Origin of the sequence: Lentzea sp. CA-135723, from assembly GCF_050936595.1 — a bacterium.
GTDB lineage: Bacteria > Actinomycetota > Actinomycetes > Mycobacteriales > Pseudonocardiaceae > Lentzea.
In genome coordinates, this window is sequence record NZ_JBNJMK010000001.1 from 1,144,614 (window position 1) to 1,164,462 (window position 19,849).

Here is a 19,849-nt window from a genome sequence, read left to right on the forward strand (position 1 = left end):
ATCAACCCCCGAACAGGTCCCCGGCCTCGTCCACCCGCTCGAGCACCTCGTCGGCCAGGAACACCAGATCCTCCACGGCCTCGCAGTCTTCCACCTCGTCCCACGTCAACGGCGTCGACGCCGCCGGACGCTCCCGAGCCCGCAACGAGTACGGCGCCACCGTCGTCTTCGCCGGGTTGTTCTGCGACCAGTCGATGAACACCTTCCCGGTCCGCTGCGCCTTCGCCATCGTCGACACGATCAACTTCGGCTGCTCCTGCGCCAACCGCTGCGCCACCGCCTTCGCGTACTCCGCCGTGTCCTTCGCCGGCGCGTACGCGTACACCTGCATCCCCTTGTTGCCCGACGTCTTCGCCCACGAGTCCACCCCGTCGTCGTCGAGCACCACCCGCACCGCCTCCGCGACCCGCGCACACTCCACGATCGTCGCCGGCGCCCCCGGATCCAGGTCGAACACCAGCAGATCAGGATCCCGCTTGCCCCCGCGCGGCCCCACCGTCCACTGCGGCACGTGCAACTCCAGCGCCGCCAGGTTCGCCAGCCACACCAACGTCGCCAACTCGTCCACCATCACGTAGTTGACCGTCTCGTTGCCCTTCGAGCTACCGGGCGAGTCCAGCCGCATCGTCCGCACCCACTCCGGACGGTGCTCCGGCGCGTTCTTCTCGAAGAACCACTTCCCGTCCACCCCGTTCGGGAAGCGCTTCAACGTCACCGGACGATCCTTCAGATGGGGCAGCAGCACCGGCGCGATCCGGGTGTAGTAGTCGATCACCTCACCCTTGGTGAACCCGAACTCCGGGTACAGCACCTTGTCCAGGTTCGTCAGCTTCAGCACCCGGCCCTCGACCTTCACGGTCGCGTCACTCGACAACCCGACGCACCTCCCCAGGAGTCTTGTCCGGCCGCAACCCGCGCCACGCCGGAAACCGCATCCGCCCGTCCGGCGTCCACTGCCGGAACACCACCTCCGCCACCAGCTCCGGCTCCACCCACCTCGCACCCTTCGACCGCTCCCGCGGCATCTCCGTCACGAACGGCGACGCCTTCCGGGCCAGCGCCTGGAGCCGCGGCGTCAGCACCGCCAGCTCCGCGTCGTTGAACCCCGTGCCCACCGACCCCGCGAACGCCAGCCCACCGTCCTGCGGAATACCCAGCAACAGCGCCCCCACCACACCCGCGCGCTTGCCCTCACCCATCCGCCAGCCGCCGATCACCACCTCCTGCGCCAGCAGATCGGTGATCTTGCGCCACACCGGGCTCCGCGTCCCCGGCTGATACGCCGAATCCAGGCGCTTCGCGACCACGCCCTCCAGACCCTGCTCCCGGCTCGCCGCCAGCACCGCCGCCCCGTCCTCGTCGTACGACGGGGGAGTCAGCCAGTTCGGACCCTTGAGCTCCAGGCCTCTGAGCAGCTCACGACGCTGCCGGAACGGGAGCTGGAGAGTGGAGCTGCCGTCGAGGTGCAGCAGGTCGAACAGCAGCAGCGTGACGGGGAACTGCCGGGCGGCTCGTCGCGCGGCCTCGGACTTCGTGACGTGCATCCGGTTCTGCAGAGCGCTGAAACTCGGCACACCGTTCTGCAGCGCGACGATCTCCCCATCGAGGAGCGCCTCCGTCGACCCCAGCTGCTCACCGACACCCTGCAGCTCGGGGTAGGCGACCGTGATGTCGTTGCCCAGCCGCGACCACGCCTGCACCCGGCCACCCTCGACCCGCAGAAGCGCCCGGACACCGTCCCACTTGAACTCGTACGCCCACTGATCGTCATCGTCGTGGGGGAGCGGCCCCGGCACCGCCAGCATCGGCTTCACCTGCTCAGGCGCAGGCTTCCAGTCCGGCCGCACCGCCGAGTGCCGCCGCTTCATCATCCAGTTCTTCTCGTCCTTGCCCGACCGGAAGAACACGAACTGACCCTGCGTCCGATGCCCGTGCAGCACCACGTCGACCTCGCGGTCCGACCACTTCACCGTCTCGTAGCGGCCGCGGTCCCAGATGAACATCTCGCCGCCGCCGTACTCACCCTTCGGGATCTCACCCGAGAACTGCGCGTACTCCAGCGGGTGATCCTCGGTGTGCACGGCCAGACGCACCACATCAGTCGTGGACGGCAACCCCTTCGGCACCGCCCACGACACCAACACGCCATCACGCTCCAACCGCACATCCCAATGCAGGCTGGACGCGTGATGCTCCTGAATCACGAACGTGTCGTTGTTGCCCTTCGGCAACTCATCAGCAGCAGGAACGGGCTCCGGCGTCCTGGCCGGATCCCGCTTGCGCCGGTACTCGTCGAGCCCGGCCATCTACGCCGACGAGGCCTTCTTCTTCGGCGCCGACTTCTTCTCCGCGCCCTTCCGCCCCGCCTTCGCCTTCTCCACACTGCGTTCCAGCGCCGTCATCAGATCGATCACGTCACCCTTGTCCTCGGCCTCCGGCTGCTCAGGCAGCTCCGCACCCTCCGCCTTGGCCGCGATGACCTTCTCCAACGCATCCCGGTAGTCGTCGGTGAACGTGTCCGGATCGAAGTCACCCGCCATCGACTCCACCAGCGACGTCGCCATCTTCAACTCCTGCGGCCGCACCTCGACCGCCTGGTCCAGGAAGTCGAACTCCGCCTTGCGGATCTCGTCCGGCCACAACATCGTGTGCATCACCAGCACGTCATCACGCGCCCGGATCGTCGCCAGGGTCTCCTTCTGCCGGATCGTGATCTTCACGACCGCCAGCTGACCCGTCTTCACCAGCGCGTCCCGCAGCAGCACGTACGGTCGTGCCGCCGCCTTGTCCGGCTCCAGGTAGTACGTCTTCTGGAAGTAGATCGGATCGATCTCCTCCGCCGGCACGAACTCCAGAACGTCGATCGACTTGTCGGTCTTCACCGGCAACTTGTCGAAGTCCTCGTTCTCCATGATCACCATCCGGCCGTCGTCCAGCTCGTAGCCCTTGGTGATGTCGCCGTACTCGACCTCTTCGCCGCACACCGAACAGACGCGCTTGTACTTGATGCGCCCACCGTCCGCCCGATGCACCTGGTTGAAACGGAAGTCGTGCTCCTCGACAGCCGAGTAAAGGCGCACGGCGATCGTCACCAACCCGAAGGAGATGGCCCCACGCCACACGGATCTCATTCTCATTGGGTACCCCTGAAATGCGGTTTTCGCACTATCAGGTCACCCACTTGGCCTAACGATCCGGCAACTGAGCGACCCCCGGCCCACGTCCTGCAGCCGAGAGTGCCGCATCCCAGTGGAACACCGCTAGATGTCCTTGAGCGCCCGATACGTCCGATTGCTCGCCACCGCAGCCCGCCGCTCCCGCGCCGTCGCCTCGATGTAGTTCTGACTCGTCGCCAGACTCGCATGCCCCAGCAACGCCATGATCTCGCTCGCGCTCGCCCCGTCCTCCGCCAGCCTCGTCGCGAACGTGTGCCTGAGAGCGTGCAGATTCGCCCCCGTCGGCACCCGGTCGTTCAACCCGGCCCACCGGAAGCACTGCTTCACCAGGTACTCCAACCCACCCCGCCCGATCGGCTCACCATGCCGATCCCGCAACAACGCGCTCTCCCGATCGAACCTGCCCTGCGGAAACCGCTGCCGGCAACTCGTCAGGTACGCCTCCACGATCCGCTCCATCGGCGGCTCGATCGGCACACTCCGATCCCGGTTCCCCTTGCCCTTCACGTGCAGCCTCTTGTCACCCTCACGCCCCACGACCGACGCCAGCGTCAACGTCCGCATCTCCGCGCTCCGCAGACCCGCCACCAGCCCCAGCGCGATCACCAGCACGTCCCGCTCCGGCCACGGGTCACGCCCCTTCCGCGCACCCTCCGCCGCGGCCGTCAGCAACTGCTCCGGCGTGTCCTCACCCCTCAACGGCTTGGGCACCAGCGGAGGCGTCTTCGGACGCGCCACCGCCCCCATCGGATTGCCCGCGATCAGGTCCTCCGCCACGCAGAACGTCAGGAACTGGTTCCACGTCGACCACGCCCGCAACACCGAGCTCTTGGCGTGCGTGTCCGCGAACAACCCGAACGCCTGCCGCAGGTTGCCACCCGTCAGATGCCCGATCGTCAGGTCCTCGGCGGGCGTGCCGAGCGTCTCGGCCAGGAGAGCGTTCACGCCGGCGAGATCTCGCTGGTAGGCGGCCGTCGTGTGCGGCGAGTCCTTGCGAGTCCGGCGGGCGAGGAAGAAGGCGTCCTGGGCGGCGAACACGTGCATATGGATCTTGTACCGCACGGCACCGACAATCCTCGCCGCAGGGGGAGGGGAGCGGTGCCGCTCACAACGTCCTGAGCTGCTCAAACGGGGACGGACGGGCCGTCGTCGATGATCACTGCCGCTCCGGGGCGGGGCAGTGTCACCCGTCCTGATCAGGCGTGGGACCCGCGATGACGCGCGGCGGCGAGCGAGCCGTTTCTCCCCTTGTGCCGTGCTGGATAATGGCGATTATGCATGAAATGTCCGTTTCATCCGGGTTGGCCGGATTCGGAAACGGCGCACAGAGGCACTGGACCAGGCGGCGTCACTTGTCGGGGATCGTGAGCGTAATGGCGCCCCGCCACGTACGTCTCACTGACGACACGTCGGTGTCGACCGCGCTCCGACATCGCCGTGGATCTGATGTTGTGGCGTCTGCAAGCGCAGCCGGCCTGCCCGTTGGCTGTGACTTGCAGACGCGCCAACACGGGCGTTGCGGCCCCTTCTGAGACGATCTTCGCAGGTCGCCGTTTCGCCGATAATCTACATTATGTCAAGTAACGTGGATCTGGGTCTGCCCCGCGGATGTCTCCCGGCGATCTCCTGAGCCTCGTTGCGGCCGTTCGTACGTCGGCGTGTGCGCGTTGGTTCGCTCAGACGGCTTCTGCTGACGTTTGCCCGCGCGGCGTCGTCCCGGATCCGTCGTCTGGCGCGGTCGCCGGGTTCCTGTGGGCCGTCGCCTCTCTTGCGCGCTCGCACGACTGCTTTCGTCACCGTGGCGTTAGGTGTGCGCGTGGCAGGCTGTCTGCTCGTGATCGATGACTTCGCGAAGGCGTACCTGCACGGCGATCTGCGTGAGTTGCGCGAGGTGTTGGTGTGGAAGCTGGACGGGTTGCCGGAGGCCGACGTGCGGCGCCCGCTGGTGGCGTCCGGGACGAACCTGCTGGGTCTGGTGAAGCATCTGACGCTGACCGAGGCGCGGTACTTCGGTGAGGTGTTCGGGCGGCCGTTCCCGGAGCCGTTGCCGCGCTGGGACGATCTGTCGGCGCGTGGTCTGGACATGCGGGCTGACGAGTTCGAGTCGCGTGAGGACGTCGTTGCTCGTTATCGGCGGGCGTGGGCGCATTCGGACGCGACGATCGAGGGTTTGGCGGTGGACTCCCCCGGCCATGTGCCGTGGTGGCCGCGTCCTGACGTGATGTTGTTCAACGTGTTGGTGCACGTGGTGTCGGAGACGGCGCGGCACGCGGGTCACGCGGACATCCTGCGCGAGCAGCTGGACGGGGCGACCGGCGAGGGCCGTTGAGCGTGTTTGTGCAGTTCAGAGGCTCGTGAACGATCTTGTCGGGGGTCGTTGCCACACTGGGTCCATGCGATACGCGATCTATGTTCCTTCGTTCGGGGCGTCGCTGGGTGATCCGTCGGTGCTGGTCTCGCTGGGTGTGGCGGCCGAGGAGGCGGGCTGGGACGGGTTCTTCCTGTGGGATCACGTGGTGGTGCCCGGTGAGGCTCTGGTGGCGGATGTCTGGGTGACGTTGGGTGCGGTGGCGGCGCGGACGTCGTCGATCCGGGTGGGTCCGATGGTGACGTCGCTGGGGCGGCGGCGTCCGTGGAAGGTGGCGTTGGAGGCGTCGACGCTGCAGCGCTTGTCGGGCGGTCGTTTGGTGCTTGGTGTGGGTGCGGGCGTGCCGCAGGACTTCGAGCCGTTCGGTGAGCGGGTGTCGCGCGCTCGTGCGTTGTCCGAGGGCGTCGAGTTGCTTCGTGCGCTGTTGTCGGGCGCCGAGGTGGAGCACCGCGGTGAGGTGTTCGAGGTGTCGGGTGTGCGGTTCGCGCCGGTGGACGTTCCGATCTGGGTGGGTGGCAACTGGCCGCGCGAGACGCCGTTCCGCGCGGCGGAGCACGCGGCGGGTGTGGTGCCGGCGACGTTCGGTCAGGAGGGTCTGGTGGTGCTCTCCCCTGCTGACGCCGCGCGGCTGAAGTCCGACTTCGTGTCGTCGGGTGGCCCGGCGGACGGCGACGTGACGATCTGGGGCGGTGCCGCCTTACCCACCGAGGTCGCGGAGTACGAGGCCGCCGGGGTGACGTGGATGCTCACCGACGGCGGCGCTCAATCGATCGACGACCTCCACGCCTTCATCGCGGCGGGCCCTCCGTCAGGCGCGTAGCCCGCGCAGCAACGTCTCGAGGTACCGGTGAGCGGTGGGCAGCCGGTCGTCAGGGCTGTCGCTGTGCACGTAGGTGGCGTAGGCGATGCCGCACATCAACGGAACGATGTCGGCGTTGTCGAGGTCGTTGCGCACCGCTCCGGCCTCCCGCGCACGGGCGAGCAACTTGGCGCCGATGCCCATGATCTGCTTTTTGAGCTCGGTGGTGCGTGGCAGCACGTCCTGCGGTGCGGCCGACACCTTCACGAGTGCGGGATCGGTGACCTGGCCTTCGACGACCTTGGCGAGGAACGCGGCGAACGCCTCCCACGGATCATCGTGGGCAAGCCCTTGCTCCCCGGTGCTGGCGAGCGCCTCGAGACAGGGCGTGGCAACGGTCTCCAGCAACGCCTCGGCGGTGGGAAAGTGCCGATAGACGGTGCCGACCCCGAGCCCGGCCCGCCGTGCGACGTCGTTGAGCTGCAGCGGTGTGCCTTCGTCCACCAGTTCCCTGGCAACACCGACGATGTGCTCCCAGTTGCGAGCGGCGTCCTTCCGCTGAGGCGTCATGCCTCCAAGACTAATTGGATACGCCATCCGGAACGCGTCCAAGTGGCGCGTGCCTCTCGCTGAGCCGCCGCACGGCCGCCTGCACCTGCGGGTCGACAGCGGCCTTGGCGGGCGTGACGGGCACGGCGTGCCGCCCGACCACGGTGCCGCTGGGCAGATCCCCGGTGGCGGCCAGGATCGAAGACCGAGCGGCAACGTCCGCGGGCCCGGAGGTGGACTTCTCGAACGTGCGCCGCACCAACGGCCACAACACCCGCAACCCAGGCGACACGATCTTGGGCGACCTCATCGTCCCGTCCGTCATGTCGGTGGCCGCTCCCCCGGGATCGGCGGCGAACACCTTCACCCCCGACCCTTCAAGCCGCCGGGCGAGGTCGAGCGTGTAGGCGAGATTCATGAGCTTGGCCCGCCCGTACCAGTGAAACCCGTAGTACCCGCCAGGAGGCTCAACGGCGTCGAACACCTTCTTGGCAACAACAACGGCCCCGGACGTCACGTTGACGACCCGGTCTCTCAACACCGGCAACAACAACTCGGTGAGCAGGTAGGGCGAGAGGTGGTTGACGACGAACGACCCTTCCACCCCGCCGAGCTCGACGCGGTCGGCGAACATGGCGCCAACGTTGTTGACGAGGACGTCCACCTCCCCCTCGCCGGCGATCACCGCGGCCAACGCCCGAACCTCGTCCAACGACGAGAGGTCAGCCCGCAGGAACCGAGCGCCTTCCGCTCCCCTGACGTTGAGCCTCTCGACCGCCCGAGCCCCACGCTCGGCGTTGCGCCCGACCACGGTGACGGCAAACCCGGCATCCGCCAGCCCCAACGCCGTCTCCAGCCCGATGCCACCGGTCCCAGCCGTCACAACCGCCCTGCGCACCATGCCCACTCCCTCAATCCGGATACCGAATCCGCTTCCGTCGCCGACGCTAGCACAAATACGGATGAGCTATCCGCTTCAGTGGGACAGAGGTGGGCCACAACGAGGCCGTCGAGATCTGGTCAGGCGGGCCAGGCGGGCGGTGGCGGAGTTGGGTGTCCAGTTGAGCTGGTGAGTTCGGCGGCCAGGGCGGAGAGTTCGGCCTCGGACAGGTCGCGCTCCCCCACCCGCCGCAGCAGTTCGGCCCGGGAGCAGACGACGACGGCTCCAGGGCGGCGCCCCAGCTCCGCGGCGGCGACGATCGAGGTTTCCCCGTTGTGCAGCACGAGGATCGGGTCGGGCGTGTCGGTGTAGAGCAGGCGCTCGATGTCACGTCCGGTGATGGCCATGCTCAGTCTTGTACGGCGCGGGCGTAGCGGGCCGCAAGGGTGCGAACGTGTGCCACGAGTTCGGGTGGTGAGGTGACCTCGAAGTCGAGGTCGAGCATGCCGATCCAGACGGCGAGGGTTTCGAGGGAGTCGGAGCCGGTCACGAGGACGCAGGACACCTCATCGCGTGCTTCCACGGTGCCGACCATGGCGTTGATGCGGTCAGCCACCGTGGAAGCCGGGGCGTGGATCAGGACTCGGGCTTGGAAGCGCCAGGCCGCTTGGTTGACGCGGGAGGCCACGTAGGTGGTGGCGTCGAAGTCGCGGGGTGCGAAGCGGGGGCCGAAAGGCGGTTGGGGTGGGGTGATGCGGTCCACGCGGAAGCTGCGCCAGTCGGACTTGTCGGCGTCCCAGGCGACGAGGTACCAGCGGCGGCCCCAGTTGACCAGGCGGTGGGGTTCTACCCGGCGGCGGGTGGGGGTGCCGTCGTGGGCCTGGTAGTCGAAGCGGAGGGTGTCGCTGTCTCGGCACGCGGCGGCCAGAACGGAGAGCAGCTCGGGGTCGAGGGCGGGGGCCGGGTGGTCGCGGGGGACGGACTCGATCTGTTCCAGGGCCGAGACGCGGTGGCGCAGGCGGGACGGGAGGACCTGTTCGAGTTTGAGCAGGGCGCGCAGGGAGACCTCTTCCAGGCCCGTGACGGCGTTGGTGCGCAGGGCGGCGGCCACGGCTACGGCCTCGTTGTCGTCGAGGAGCAGGGGTGGCAGTTCGGCGCCGGCGCCGAGGCGGTAGCCGCCGAACGAACCCGTGGTGGCGTTGACCGGGTAGCCGAGTTCGCGCAGGCGGTCCACGTCGCGGCGGACGGTGCGGGGGCTGATCTGGAGTTCGTCGGCCAGTTCGCTGCCCTGCCAGTCGCGGCGGGACTGCAGTAGTGCGAGCAGGCGCAGCAGGCGGGCCGAGGTTTCCAACATGGACGGACACTTTAGGACAGGGGCTGGCCGCAAGGCTCGTTAGCCTCGGGTTATGACGGAGATCAGGGAATTCCAGATCGCGATCGACGACGCCGACCTCGCCGAACTGAAGGCGCGGCTGGGCAGGACGCGGTGGACCGACCAGGTCGCGGGGGCCGGGTCGCGCTACGGGGACGCCGTCGAGGACGTCCGGGAGATGGCGCGGTACTGGGCGGAGGACTTCGACTGGCGGGCGGTGGAGGCGCGGCTCAACTCCTACCCTCAGTTCGTCACCGAGATCGACGGCACGAACGTTCACTTCCTGCACGTCACCAGCCCGAACCCGGACGCGCTGCCGGTGCTGCTGATCCACGGCTGGCCGGGGTCGGTGATGGAGTTCGTGGACGTCGTCGAGCACCTGCGCGAGGACCACCACCTGGTGATCCCGTCGATCCCCGGCTTCGGGTTCTCCGGGCCGACCAGGGACGTCGGCTGGCACTCCGGGCGGATCGCGGGAGCGTTCGCCGAGCTGATGGCGCGGCTGGGCTACGAGCGGTACGGGGTGCACGGCAACGACGCGGGCGCGATCATCGCCCCTCAGGTCGGGCAGGCCGACCCGGAGCACGTCGTGGGCGTGCACGTCACGCAGATCTTCTCGTTCCCCTCCGGCGACCCGGCGGAGATGGAGGGGCTGACCGAGGACGACCACCGGCGCCTGGGCGTGCTGCAGAACTTCCGGGAGACCATGTCCGGGTACGCGAAGCTGCAGCAGGCGCGGCCGCAGAACGTGGCGTTCGGGCTCGCCGACTCCCCCGTCGGCCAGCTCGCCTGGACCATGCAGCTGATGGGCGAACCGGCCGTCACCAAGGACTTCCTGCTGGCGAACGTGGCGATCTACTGGTTCACCGCCACCGCCGGGTCCAGCGCGCGGCTGTACTTCGAGGACGCCCACCGCGAGGACCAGCCGGGACCGACGACCGTGCCGATGGGCGTGGCGATCTTCCCCGACGACTTCCAGACCATCCGCCGCTTCGCCGAACGCGACCACCACAACCTCGTGCACTGGTCGGAGTTCGAGACGGGCGGGCACTACTCCGGGCACGACTCGCCCGAGCTGCTGGCGGGCGACATCCGGGTGTTCTTCGCGAAGATGTAGGGCGTGCCGCAGTGGCTTGAGGCGGGGATCTGGGGACTGGCAGGCGGCGGCGCGCTCGTGGTGGGCGCGCTCGTCGCCTGGTTCCTGCGCGTGCCCCGCGACGTGGTGGCGGTGGTGATGGCGTTCGGGGCCGGGGTGCTCACGGCCGCGGCGGCGTTCGAGCTGATGGACGAGGCCGAGCAGACCGGCGGGCTGCTGCCCACCTCGCTCGGGTTCGCGGCGGGCGCGACCGGGTACGTGCTGGCCAACCTCGTGCTCGCCCGGCACGGCGCGCGGCACCGCAAGCGCAGCAGCGACCAGCCCGCGGAGTCCGAGCAGGCCGGCAGCGGCACGGCGATCGCGGTCGGCGCGCTGCTCGACGGTGTGCCGGAGTCGGTGGTGCTGGGCGTGTCGCTGATCGGCGGCGGCGGGGTCGGCGTGGCGATGCTCGCGGCGGTCGTCGTCTCCAACGTCCCCGAGGGGCTGTCCAGCGTGGCCGGCATGAAGCAGGCCGGGCGGAGCGCGCGGTACGTGTTCGGGGTGTGGGGTGGCATCGCGGTGGCGAGCGGGGTGTCGGCGGCGCTGGGCAACGTGCTGCTGGACGGCGCGCCGCCGGGGCTGGTCGCGGTGATCACGGCGGTGGCCGCGGGCGCGATCCTGGCGATGATCGCCGACACCATGATCCCGGAGGCCTACGAACGCGCCCGCCTGTACACCGGGCTGTGCACGACGGCGGGGTTCCTGACGGCGTTCGTCGTCGAACGGCTCGGCTAGCGAGGCCTAGGCGCGCCAGACCGTGGCGCTGCGGGTCTCGGTGCTCTCCAGCGTCAACGGCACCGGCACCTCGTAGCGGGCCTGCGCGCAGAACCGGTCCCGCGGCAGGTGCGCCCGATCGGGGTCGCCCAGCAGCACCAGCGCGCCACGGGCGGCCGCGCGGATGAGGAACGGCAGCACCAGCGCGGTGATCTCGGCGTCGTAGAAGACGTCCCCGGCGAGCACCACGTCGGCGCCGTGGGCGTCGCTGTCGAGCTGGTCGCCGCCGACCGTGCGGATCGTGACGCCGTTGGCCGCCGCGTTGAGGTCGACGGCGGCCAGGGCGAGCGGGTCGATGTCGTTCGCGGTGACCGAGTCGGCCCCGGCCAGGGCGGCGGCGATCGCCACCAGGCCGGAACCGGACGCCAGGTCGAACACCTTCTTGTCGCGCACCAGGCCCGCGTGGTCGAGCAGGTGCCGCGCCAGCGCCTGGCCGCCCGCCCACGGGAACGCCCAGAACGGCGGCTGGTCGTGGTCGGTGAGCTCCCACAGGTCCATCGCCTCGGCCGCGCTGTGCAGCAGCACCTCGGGCACCAGCGGCACCGGGGCCAGCGTCGTGTTGGCGAGCACGAAGTCGGTGAGCGTGGGCGCGGACATGACGGAGAAGCTTAGGGGCAGCGCGGAGGCGGCCCGCAGAGGCGAAAGCCTCACATCCCGCCCGCCACCCGCAGGATCGCGCCCGTCGTGTACGAGGCCTCGTCCGAGAGCAGCCACGCGATGGCGTTCGCGATCTCCTCGGCCTCGCCGGGACGCCCGAGCGGGATCCTCGCGACCACCCGGTCGGGGCGGTCCGGCACGCCCGAGAGCACGTGGATGTCGGTGCGGACCGTGCCGGGCTGCACGCAGTTGACGCGGATGCCGCGCGGGGCGAGCTCCTTGGCCAGGCCGATCGTCAACGCGTCCACGGCGGCCTTGGTGGCTGCGTAGTGCACGTACTCCCCCGGGCTGCCCAGCGTCGCCGCGCCGGAGGACACGTTCACGATCGCGCCACTGGTCATCCTGCGCGCGGCCTCGCGGGCCACGAAGAACGCGCCGACGACGTTGACGTCCACGACCCGCCGCAGGTCGGCGGTGCGCAGGTCGGCGAGCGGGCCGACCGGGGAGGTGATGCCGGCGTTGCTGACGACGCCGGTGATCTCGCCCGCGGCGTCGAACAGGCGCGCCACGTCGTCCTCGTCGGCCGTGTCGGCCTGGATCGCGGTGACGCCGAGCTCCTTCTCCAACGCCCGCGCCTCGTCCTGCGCCTGGCGGTAGCTGATCACGACCTCGTGGCCGTCGCGCACGAGCCTGCGCGCGGTCGCCGCGCCGATACCCCGGCTTCCCCCGGTGATCACCGTTGTCATACCGCCCACCCTATCCATATACTCGTCGCCGGATATACGGGAGCGGATATGACGTTCAAACGCACGAACCCCCTGGCCCTGGCGGTGCTGGCCCTGCTCGCCGAGCGGCCCATGCACCCCTACGAGATGGCGCAGACCATGCGCGAACGCCACCAGGAGGAGGTGATCAAGCTCAACTACGGCTCCCTCTACACCGTCGTGGAGTCGCTGCACCGCCACGAGCTGATCACCGCCTCGGCCGTGCAGAAGGCGGGCAACCGGCCCGAACGCACCGTCTACGCCATCACCGAGGCGGGCACGACAGAGCTGCACACGTGGCTGCGCGCGCTGATCGCCGAACCCGCCCGTGAGTACCGGCGGTTCGAGGCCGGGATCTCGATGGTCGGCCTGCTGCCGCCCGCCGACGCGCTGGAGGTCGTCGAACAGCGGTCAGCGGCCGTCGGCGAGCAGCTCACCTCGCTGGCCGTGCTGCTGGAGCGCCTCGCCGGCATGGGACTGCCGCAGCTCGCGTGGATCGAGCTCGACTACCGCATGGCCGTGCTGCGCGCCGAACGCGAATGGCTGCTGTGGTTCACCACCGCCACCCGTGAAGGCACGGTCGGCGGCTACGACACCTGGGAGGAGCGTCACCGATGAGACTGCTGTTCGAAGTGACCGGCGTCGTGCGAGCGCCGCTGGAGGTCGTGCGGGAACGGATGTTCGCCGACGCCGGCGAGTCCGGCACGCACCGGCTCGTGGACCGCGAGCAGGGCGTCATCGCCTACTGGGGCGACTGGTGGTACCGCGGCGAGGACTCCCTGCACCCCCACCCCGGCGGCACGCTCGTGCGGCACCGCGTCTACAACATCGCCCGCCAGGGCAACTGGGCGCCGTACCTGGCCAACAAGCTGTTCATCGGCTACCGCGCCCGCCTCGAAGCGTCGATGCGCGACCGCGTCCGCGAGCTCGAAGCTCAGAGCTGACCGAACCGCGCCACGGCGACGAACACCGCCAGCGCGCACAGCACGAGGTTGACCGGCACCGTCGCGCCCTCACCCCGCCGGATGTGCGTGATCGCCGCGCCCACCTGCACCAGCGCGAGCCCCAGCGCCGCGATCGGCGTGAGGATCGGCGCGACACCGGTCAGCCACGGCAGCACCAGCCCGAGCGCGCCCGCCACCTCGACCGCGCCGATGCCCTTGACCTGCCCGGACGTGAAGTCCCCCGCCCACGCCATCCGCGGCTCGGCCAGCAGGTCCTGTTTCGTCTTCGCCAGCTTGGTGAAGCCCGCCATGAGGTACAGGGCGGCCAGCACACCCGACACGATCCACAGCACGACGTCCATGACCTCGCAACCTAGCCCGCCCGGCACCGATGCCCAAGATCACACCCTTGAAGTAAGGGTGGCCTTAGTCCTCACCCGAACGGCCGTATAGAGTGTGCAGATGAGGTGCTCGATACTCTCCGACTTCGCGGGCGAACCGCTGGCCGGCACGGCCGCGACCGCGACGGCGTGGCTGTGCCTGGAACAGCCGGGCCCCTGGGGCCGCGACGCCCTGCTGGAGAGCCACCTCGACCCCGAACTCGGCGCCGAACTGTCCCGCCGCGCCGCCGGCACCGGTGTGCGCATCCTGCTGATCCGCCGCCCCGGCAAGCACTTCGACGACCACGTTCCCGCCCGTCGCCGCCTGTACCTGGCCTCGACGAAGCCCGGTGCCTCGTGGCTGGAACAGGCCGACCTCGCCTCCCCGGAGGAGGCCCTCGAACTCGACTTCGAGGCACTGGGCGCGGGCCGCTCCACGGCGTTCGGCACGCCGGTCGACGATCCGCTCCTGCTGGTCTGCACCAACAGCAAACGCGACGTCTGCTGCGCGCTGTACGGCCGTCCGATCGCCACCGCGCTCAACCTGTGGGAGTGCACGCACACCGGAGGGCACAGGTTCGCGCCCACCGGGGTCCTCCTGCCGACAGGTCACCTGTACGGGCGCCTTGACCACCAGTTGGCCCAGCGCGTCGTCACGGAGGGCATCGTCGCCGACCGGTGCCGCGGCCGGTCCTGCTTCACCCCGCGGGGTCAGGTCGCCGAGGTCGCGGTCCGCTCGCAGATCGGCGAGCACCGCGACGTGCTGACCGTCGTCGCCGAGACCACGGACTCCGCGACCGTGCGGCACACCGACGGCCGCGAGTGGCGGGTCACGCTCACCGAGCAGCCGGTGCCGCCGCGGCCCGCGAGCTGCGGCAAGTCGCCGGACATCGCGATCGCCCTGGTCGCCACGGCGATCGACGAGCTGGTCGGCGTCTGCGGCTAGCCGGCGTTCACCCGTCCACGACCGCGATCGCGCGCACCGGCATCGTGCCCATGCCCACGACCGGCATCGGCAGCGCCGTGAACCGCGCGCCCCTCGCGGGCAGCTGGTCCAGGTTCGTCAGGTGCTCCACGATCGGGATGCCCGCCCCCAGCAGCCCCTGGTGCGCCGGCCGGGTCAGGTCGCCCGCGTCGTCGATGTTGAGCGAGTCGATGCCGACCAACGCGGGCCCGGCGGCGATCAACGCCTCCACGACGTCCGCGGTGAGGAACGGGTGACCGTGCTGGTAGGCGTCCGTGCCCCAGTGCCGCGACCACCCGGTGTGGAACAGCACCGCGTGCCCCACCAGCTCCGCCGGGACCTGGTCACCGATCCGCAGCACGGCGACGGGCACGTCGACGACCCGTTCCAGCGGCAGACCGGCCGTGTCGTAGCCGCCCTGGTGGTAGTGCGCGGGCGTGTCCAGGTAGGTGCCGGTGTTCGCGATCAGGTCGATCTGCCCGATCTCGAACGACACCCCCGGCCCCATCCGCGCCGCCGTCTCCTCCCGGCTCACGTAGGTGGACACGCTCGGCGGCCTCATACCGCCCATGGTCGTCATGCCGTGGACGATGGGGTGGCTGAGATCAACGATGCGACGCACGCGCCCAGTATGAGGTGGTCTCCCCGACGTGATCTCCGCGGCTGACCTCGCTCGAGTGCCCCGGCTGATCCACCTCTCGCCCCAGCACAGGTCGCGGTCACCCGGTACCGGGAACGCACGCACCACATCGACCACGTCGTGGAGGCCTTGGGCGGAGAGCGGGTCGTGCACGAAAGCCACGCACGGATCGAGGGCTATTTTATGGCCGGCACTGAAGTCATCGAGGCATCAGGCACCGTGGAGCAGACCTACGCTGCACTGCTCGCGAGACTCGCCTCAGCCGGACTCCGCTGACCGCTCGACCGGGCCCGCGCTCGGCACGGTCGCGGAGAACACGCCGATCCCCAGCGCGTACGGGTCGTCCAGCCCCACCGTCCGCAACGTCTCCACCGGCAGCGCCAGCAACGAGATCGCCACCCCGAGGAAGTAGGCGTCCAGCAGCCCGGTGTCGCGCACCGTCGACGGCAGACCGGCCGCCTGCTGCAACGCCGCCCCCGCCTCCGCGTTCGCGAGCACCATACCCGACAACGCCTCCCGCACGCCCGGCCGGCGCACCGCCTCCAGGTAGAGCTCCACCATCGCGAGCATCTGGGTCGGGTCGTCGGCCACGGCGCGGCGCAACAAGGCGGGGTAGAGCTCGGCCACGTCGGTGGCGTTGATCGCGGGCGGGGTGGTCTCCCGCAGGCGCTCGACGGCGGCCTGGTGCAGCGCGGTCATCCGGGCGGCGCACGCGGTGAGGATCGACTCGCGGGTCGGGAAGTAGTTCTTGGTGGTGCCGATGGGGACGCCTGCCTCGCGGTCGATCGCGCGGTGGGTCAGGCCCCGGCCGCCTTCCACCGCGAGGATCTGGATCGCGGTGTCGCACAGAAGGTCACGACGGCTCACATCCCGGGACACTAGCAAGATCACCACCTGGGTGCCGCGCCGGGGCGAACGTGCTGGTCCCGGCCGTCGCGGTGACCGTGCCGCGCTCCACCACGAGGAACAGGCCGCAGACGCAGCGGACGTAGGACACCGCCCTGTGCGAGGAGACGGCGGCGGTGCTGGGCCAGTGGCAGGCGGGGCAGGTGGCGATCATGCCCACCAGCGTGCTGTCATGGTCTAGTGCATTTCAACCCTTACGGCGGGGCGGCGGCGGAGCTCGCCGCCAGGCTCGTCAACGCCGACCCCTCCCACCCCCTGCTCGACGTGCTGAAAGCCTCGGACTACAAGCCGCTCGGGTCCCTCGACGCCCAGCAGGAACGTGACGTACGAGACTGGATCGAGCAGCTGCGGCAGGTGTTCCGGGAACCCACGATCGCGCTGCTCAACGACCTGCTGGCGCAGTCGTCGACCACGCACTACATCTCCACCCACGACGACCGCGGCCCGCACCTGCACTACGCGCGGGAGGATGCGCCGACGCAGGTGCGCGTGAAGGCCTACACGGCGGCGGGCATGGCGGCGTTGTTCTGCGAGGACGCCGGGCGCATCGGCTGGTGTGGCCGGGAGGGCTGCGACACGGTGTTCGTCGACACCAGCCGCAACGGCAAGCGCCGGTTCTGCTCCACCAGGTGCGCGAACCGGGTCGCGGTCGCGAACCACCGCAGCCGCCAGAGCGCGTAGCCGCTCAGTCGGCGTGCACGCGGTGCCCGAACCGGGTGTTCTCGAACGACGACTCGCCGCCGAACGACGCCTCCACGAAGTCCTCCCGGCCGCGGAACCACGTGCCCGCGAACGACGAGACGCCCGCGAACCACGCCCGCCGGAACACCGCCCGCCCCCCGAAGCGCACGAACGAGCAGTCCATCTCCGACCCGAACCGCGCGCCCGTGAAGTCCGCACGGCCGGAGAACCGCGCACGGCCCAGCACCACCGGACCGGCGACGTGGATGTGCGACAGTTCGCCGTTGCCGCACACCGCCACGCCCCGCAGCCCCAGCCCGCGCGCGAACACCGACCCGGTGAACTGCACGTGCCGCTCGAAGAACGCGCCGGAGGCGTCGAAGCCACCGAGGAACGTCGCCTGGTCGAAGCGGGTGTCGCCGAGGAACCGGGTGCCGTCGAACCGGACGGTGCGCGGCCGGCACGCCGACAGGTCGAAGTCCACCAGCGTCGTGTGCCGCAGGTCCAGGTCGCAGCCCAGCCAGAACCCCGGACCGGGCCGCAGCCGCGCCGCCAGCGTCGCCTGCAGCACCATCCGCCACCGCTGGTCGACCTGCGTACCGGGCCACGGCAGGTCCCGCAGCACCGCGCACAGCTCGTCCAGCGCGGGCTGCCGGTGCTCAGCCAGGCTCTCCCCGAAGGCGACCCAGTCGCGCAGGCCGTCCATCCGCACGTCCGACTCGTCGGACCGCAGCCGCGCGCCGATGTCCTGAAGCGGGGACACAGGTGACACGGGCGGCGCCGGCGGCGGGGTGGTCTCCACCCGGCGCCTGCCGAGCACCGCCACGGTCAGGACGTCGGAGGTCGCTGTGAACCAGCGCGAGAGGAGCGACATACCTCGATGATGTGATCTGGGTCATCGCCGCTGACAGTGGTGGAGTTCAACGCGGGACCCACTCGCCGATCCTCAGCCGGTCACGTTGGTGAGCCTGCGCGGCACGTACTGGTCGCCTCCCAGGCCGTAGCGCAGGACCCGGTACGTGGTGCCGTAGGTGCTGCGCTGCTCGTAGGCGTGGTAGGCGGTCTTGTACGGGTCGGCCCACTTGTCGAAGATCACGACGTGGCGGGTGTCCCCGGTGCCGACCGAGTCGACCACGATGTCGCCCCAGCGCAGGTCGCTCATCGCGATCGCGGTCGAGAACGGCGCCTGCGCGAGCTCCACGGTCCGCTGACCGGGCGCGCCGAGCTTCGCGGCCATCGACACGAATCCCGAGCAGTCCTGCCGGTACCGCTCCGCGCCCCAGTACGCGCTCTGCGAGTACGGGACGGGCCCACCGTTGTTCGCGGTCAGCCACGACTTCGCGCGGGTGATCATCTCCTGCCGGGACACCTGCGCGGCCTGCGCCGGCGACACCAGCGTGCTCAGCGCGAGCAGGACGACGGCGGCCATCGCGAGAACTCTCATGCGGACTACTCCCATTCCGTAGATCACCTGTGGGCGCTTAGGGTCGGTTCATGGAGCTGACGGAGCTGTGTTTCGCCGGGGCAGCCAGGCAGGCGCGGGCGGTGCGCGACGGCGAGGTGAGCGCGGCCGGCCTGGTCGCCGAACACCTGCGGCGCATCGAGCGGCTCGACCGGAGGCTCAACGCGTTCCGGCTGGTCTTCGCCGAGCAGGCACTGGCAGAGGCCGAACGGGCCGACGCCCGCCGAGGCGAGGACCTGCCACTGCTCGGCGTCCCCATCGCCGTCAAGGAGGACATCGCGATCGAGGGCCTGCCCACCACGAAGGGCACGAACGCCGCCCGCACCCCGCAACCGCGCGACTCGGCGATCGTGGCCCGGCTGCGCGCGGCCGGAGCGGTGATCATCGGCCGCACCCGCATGCCCGAGCTCGGCCTGTGGCCCTACACCGAGAGCGCCTGGGCGGGACCCACGCGCAACCCGTGGTCGCTCACGCACTCCCCCGGCGGCTCCAGCGGAGGTTCGGCCGCGGCCGTCGCGGCGGGACTCGCGGCCGCGGCGATCGGCACGGACGGCGCCGGGTCCATCCGCATCCCCGCCGCCATGACCGGCCTGTTCGGGCTCAAGCCCCAGCGCGGCCGCGTCTCCCTCTCGCCCGAACCGCAGATGTGGGGCGGCATGGTCGTGGCGGGACCGCTCACCCGCACGGTCGAGGACTGGGCGCTGATCGCCGACCAGATCCACGGCGCCGCCCCCGGTGACGCGCACGTCGCCCACCCGCCGCGCACCACCTTCACGCAGGCCGCGCGCACCGATCCCGGACGGCTGCGGATCGGGGTGTCGCTGCGGCCGTGGGGTCCGGGCATCGCGATCGCCGACGAGGTCCGCGACGCCGTGCAGGACACCGCCGCGCTGCTCACCGACCTCGGTCACGACGTCGTGCGCCTCGACCCGCCGATGCGCGACCTGACCGCGTCCACCCAGTTCGCCGCGCGCTACCTGCGCAACGCCCACCTGGCGCACACCGGCATGGAGTTCCCGGACCTCGTCGAGGCGCGCACGCGTGCGGTCAGCGAACTCGGTCGCCGCGTGCCGGCGCCGGTGGCGCGCTGGGCGGCCCAGGACGACGCGTCGCTCACCGCCTACGCCAACCGCATGTTCACCTCGATCGACGCGCTGCTCACCCCGGCGCTGACCCGCCCGCCGATCCGGGTGGGCGAGTGGAGCTCCCGCAGCGCCTTCACCGCGCTGCTCGCCGCCTCGCACTACACGACGTTCCTGCCGTTGTGGAACATCGTCGGCAACCCCGCGGCCGCCGTGCCCGCCGGTCGTTCGGCCACCGGCCTGCCGCTGGCCGTGCAGCTCGTGGGCCGCCAGCACGACGAGTGCACGCTGCTGTCGGTGTCCGCCCAGCTGGAACGCGCCCGGCCGTGGGCGGACCGGATCCCCTCCGGCCTCGATCATGCGAACTAGGATATTA

General features: G+C 70.2%; 25 protein-coding genes. 9 read left to right on the forward strand and 16 right to left on the reverse strand.

Annotated features, from left to right (window positions below; all coding sequences use genetic code 11):
- Nucleotide 1: 1 nt before the first annotated feature.
- From ligD (ACQEU1_RS04880) to ACQEU1_RS04895, 4 genes are all read right to left on the reverse strand, one after another.
- A complete protein-coding gene (gene ligD / locus ACQEU1_RS04880; RefSeq protein ID WP_433196642.1) occupies nt 2-874 on the reverse strand; it encodes a non-homologous end-joining DNA ligase in 873 nt (290 codons plus the stop codon).
- A complete protein-coding gene (gene ligD / locus ACQEU1_RS04885) occupies nt 864-2,306 on the reverse strand; it encodes a non-homologous end-joining DNA ligase (RefSeq protein WP_433196644.1) in 1,443 nt (480 codons plus the stop codon). Before ligD (ACQEU1_RS04885) ends, ligD (ACQEU1_RS04880) begins: the two co-directional genes overlap by 11 nt.
- Nucleotides 2,307-3,131, reverse strand: coding sequence for a Ku protein (locus ACQEU1_RS04890; protein WP_433196646.1), 825 nt, complete (start codon nt 3,129-3,131; stop codon nt 2,307-2,309).
- A gap of 129 nt (nt 3,132-3,260) precedes the next feature.
- The gene (locus ACQEU1_RS04895) at nt 3,261-4,238 is read right to left on the reverse strand and encodes a tyrosine-type recombinase/integrase (protein ID WP_433196648.1); all 978 of its coding nucleotides are present in this window, start codon (nt 4,236-4,238) and stop codon (nt 3,261-3,263) included.
- Between the two features lie 772 nt (nt 4,239-5,010).
- Here ACQEU1_RS04895 and ACQEU1_RS04900 point away from each other — a divergent pair.
- Nucleotides 5,011-5,505, forward strand: coding sequence for a DinB family protein (locus ACQEU1_RS04900; protein WP_433211328.1), 495 nt, complete (start codon nt 5,011-5,013; stop codon nt 5,503-5,505).
- Nucleotides 5,506-5,569: 64 nt separating this feature from the next.
- Nucleotides 5,570-6,364: an LLM class flavin-dependent oxidoreductase gene (locus ACQEU1_RS04905; protein WP_433196650.1), complete on the forward strand. Its 795-nt coding sequence runs from the start codon at nt 5,570-5,572 to the stop codon at nt 6,362-6,364.
- Here ACQEU1_RS04905 and ACQEU1_RS04910 read toward each other — a convergent pair.
- The 4 genes from ACQEU1_RS04910 to ACQEU1_RS04925 form a co-directional block, all read right to left on the reverse strand.
- Nucleotides 6,353-6,913 (reverse strand): TetR/AcrR family transcriptional regulator, encoded by a 561-nt coding sequence (locus tag ACQEU1_RS04910; RefSeq protein WP_433196652.1) that lies wholly within the window; start codon nt 6,911-6,913, stop codon nt 6,353-6,355. The genes ACQEU1_RS04905 and ACQEU1_RS04910 overlap by 12 nt on opposite strands.
- 10 nt (nt 6,914-6,923) lie before the next feature.
- Entirely contained in the window at nt 6,924-7,793 is an 870-nt protein-coding gene (locus tag ACQEU1_RS04915) for an SDR family NAD(P)-dependent oxidoreductase (protein WP_433196654.1), read from the reverse strand.
- A gap of 119 nt (nt 7,794-7,912) precedes the next feature.
- A complete protein-coding gene (locus tag ACQEU1_RS04920; protein WP_433196656.1) occupies nt 7,913-8,179 on the reverse strand; it encodes a hypothetical protein in 267 nt (88 codons plus the stop codon).
- Nucleotides 8,180-8,181: 2 nt separating this feature from the next.
- Nucleotides 8,182-9,126, reverse strand: a complete 945-nt coding sequence (locus tag ACQEU1_RS04925; RefSeq protein ID WP_433196658.1) for a helix-turn-helix transcriptional regulator — start codon at nt 9,124-9,126, stop codon at nt 8,182-8,184.
- Between the two features lie 52 nt (nt 9,127-9,178).
- Here ACQEU1_RS04925 and ACQEU1_RS04930 point away from each other — a divergent pair, with 52 nt between their 5' ends.
- Both ACQEU1_RS04930 and ACQEU1_RS04935 read left to right on the forward strand, forming a co-directional pair.
- On the forward strand, nt 9,179-10,261 hold the full coding sequence (locus ACQEU1_RS04930; protein WP_433196660.1) for an epoxide hydrolase family protein: 1,083 nt from the start codon (nt 9,179-9,181) through the stop codon (nt 10,259-10,261).
- Nucleotides 10,262-10,264: 3 nt separating this feature from the next.
- Nucleotides 10,265-11,014 carry a ZIP family metal transporter gene (locus ACQEU1_RS04935; protein ID WP_433196662.1) on the forward strand — a complete coding sequence of 250 codons (750 nt, stop codon included), beginning with the start codon at nt 10,265-10,267 and terminating at the stop codon, nt 11,012-11,014.
- Nucleotides 11,015-11,020: 6 nt separating this feature from the next.
- Here the strand turns inward: ACQEU1_RS04935 and ACQEU1_RS04940 are convergent, their stop codons facing one another.
- Both ACQEU1_RS04940 and ACQEU1_RS04945 read right to left on the reverse strand, forming a co-directional pair.
- Nucleotides 11,021-11,650 (reverse strand): class I SAM-dependent methyltransferase, encoded by a 630-nt coding sequence (locus ACQEU1_RS04940; RefSeq protein WP_433196664.1) that lies wholly within the window; start codon nt 11,648-11,650, stop codon nt 11,021-11,023.
- Between the two features lie 50 nt (nt 11,651-11,700).
- Nucleotides 11,701-12,396, reverse strand: a complete 696-nt coding sequence (locus tag ACQEU1_RS04945) for an SDR family oxidoreductase (protein ID WP_433196666.1) — start codon at nt 12,394-12,396, stop codon at nt 11,701-11,703.
- A gap of 48 nt (nt 12,397-12,444) precedes the next feature.
- Between ACQEU1_RS04945 and ACQEU1_RS04950 the strand changes: the two genes are divergently transcribed.
- Nucleotides 12,445-13,032: a PadR family transcriptional regulator gene (locus ACQEU1_RS04950; RefSeq protein ID WP_433196668.1), complete on the forward strand. Its 588-nt coding sequence runs from the start codon at nt 12,445-12,447 to the stop codon at nt 13,030-13,032.
- Nucleotides 13,029-13,358 carry a hypothetical protein gene (locus ACQEU1_RS04955; protein WP_433196670.1) on the forward strand — a complete coding sequence of 110 codons (330 nt, stop codon included), beginning with the start codon at nt 13,029-13,031 and terminating at the stop codon, nt 13,356-13,358. Before ACQEU1_RS04950 ends, ACQEU1_RS04955 begins: the two co-directional genes overlap by 4 nt.
- On the opposite strand, the gene ACQEU1_RS04960 is transcribed toward ACQEU1_RS04955, so the two are convergent.
- Nucleotides 13,349-13,720 (reverse strand): DoxX family protein, encoded by a 372-nt coding sequence (locus ACQEU1_RS04960; RefSeq protein WP_433196672.1) that lies wholly within the window; start codon nt 13,718-13,720, stop codon nt 13,349-13,351. The genes ACQEU1_RS04955 and ACQEU1_RS04960 overlap by 10 nt on opposite strands.
- Nucleotides 13,721-13,820: 100 nt before the next feature.
- Here ACQEU1_RS04960 and ACQEU1_RS04965 point away from each other — a divergent pair, with 100 nt between their 5' ends.
- The gene (locus ACQEU1_RS04965; RefSeq protein ID WP_433196674.1) at nt 13,821-14,684 is read left to right on the forward strand and encodes a sucrase ferredoxin; all 864 of its coding nucleotides are present in this window, start codon (nt 13,821-13,823) and stop codon (nt 14,682-14,684) included.
- Between the two features lie 7 nt (nt 14,685-14,691).
- On the opposite strand, the gene ACQEU1_RS04970 is transcribed toward ACQEU1_RS04965, so the two are convergent.
- The 3 genes from ACQEU1_RS04970 to ACQEU1_RS04980 form a co-directional block, all read right to left on the reverse strand.
- The gene (locus tag ACQEU1_RS04970) at nt 14,692-15,324 is read right to left on the reverse strand and encodes a cyclase family protein (protein ID WP_433196676.1); all 633 of its coding nucleotides are present in this window, start codon (nt 15,322-15,324) and stop codon (nt 14,692-14,694) included.
- A 276-nt stretch (nt 15,325-15,600) separates the two neighbouring features.
- Nucleotides 15,601-16,209, reverse strand: a complete 609-nt coding sequence (locus tag ACQEU1_RS04975; protein WP_433196678.1) for a TetR/AcrR family transcriptional regulator — start codon at nt 16,207-16,209, stop codon at nt 15,601-15,603.
- Entirely contained in the window at nt 16,196-16,402 is a 207-nt protein-coding gene (locus ACQEU1_RS04980) for a hypothetical protein (RefSeq protein ID WP_433196680.1), read from the reverse strand. Before ACQEU1_RS04980 ends, ACQEU1_RS04975 begins: the two co-directional genes overlap by 14 nt.
- Before the next feature lie 26 nt (nt 16,403-16,428).
- Between ACQEU1_RS04980 and ACQEU1_RS04985 the strand changes: the two genes are divergently transcribed.
- Nucleotides 16,429-16,929 (forward strand): CGNR zinc finger domain-containing protein, encoded by a 501-nt coding sequence (locus ACQEU1_RS04985; protein ID WP_433196682.1) that lies wholly within the window; start codon nt 16,429-16,431, stop codon nt 16,927-16,929.
- A 4-nt stretch (nt 16,930-16,933) separates the two neighbouring features.
- Here ACQEU1_RS04985 and ACQEU1_RS04990 read toward each other — a convergent pair whose 3' ends face one another.
- Nucleotides 16,934-17,803 carry a pentapeptide repeat-containing protein gene (locus ACQEU1_RS04990; protein ID WP_433196684.1) on the reverse strand — a complete coding sequence of 290 codons (870 nt, stop codon included), beginning with the start codon at nt 17,801-17,803 and terminating at the stop codon, nt 16,934-16,936.
- Between the two features lie 72 nt (nt 17,804-17,875).
- Entirely contained in the window at nt 17,876-18,373 is a 498-nt protein-coding gene (locus ACQEU1_RS04995) for a hypothetical protein (RefSeq protein WP_433196686.1), read from the reverse strand.
- Nucleotides 18,374-18,423: 50 nt separating this feature from the next.
- Here ACQEU1_RS04995 and ACQEU1_RS05000 point away from each other — a divergent pair, with 50 nt between their 5' ends.
- Nucleotides 18,424-19,842: an amidase gene (locus ACQEU1_RS05000; RefSeq protein WP_433196688.1), complete on the forward strand. Its 1,419-nt coding sequence runs from the start codon at nt 18,424-18,426 to the stop codon at nt 19,840-19,842.
- The last annotated feature ends 7 nt before the right edge of the window (nt 19,843-19,849 follow it).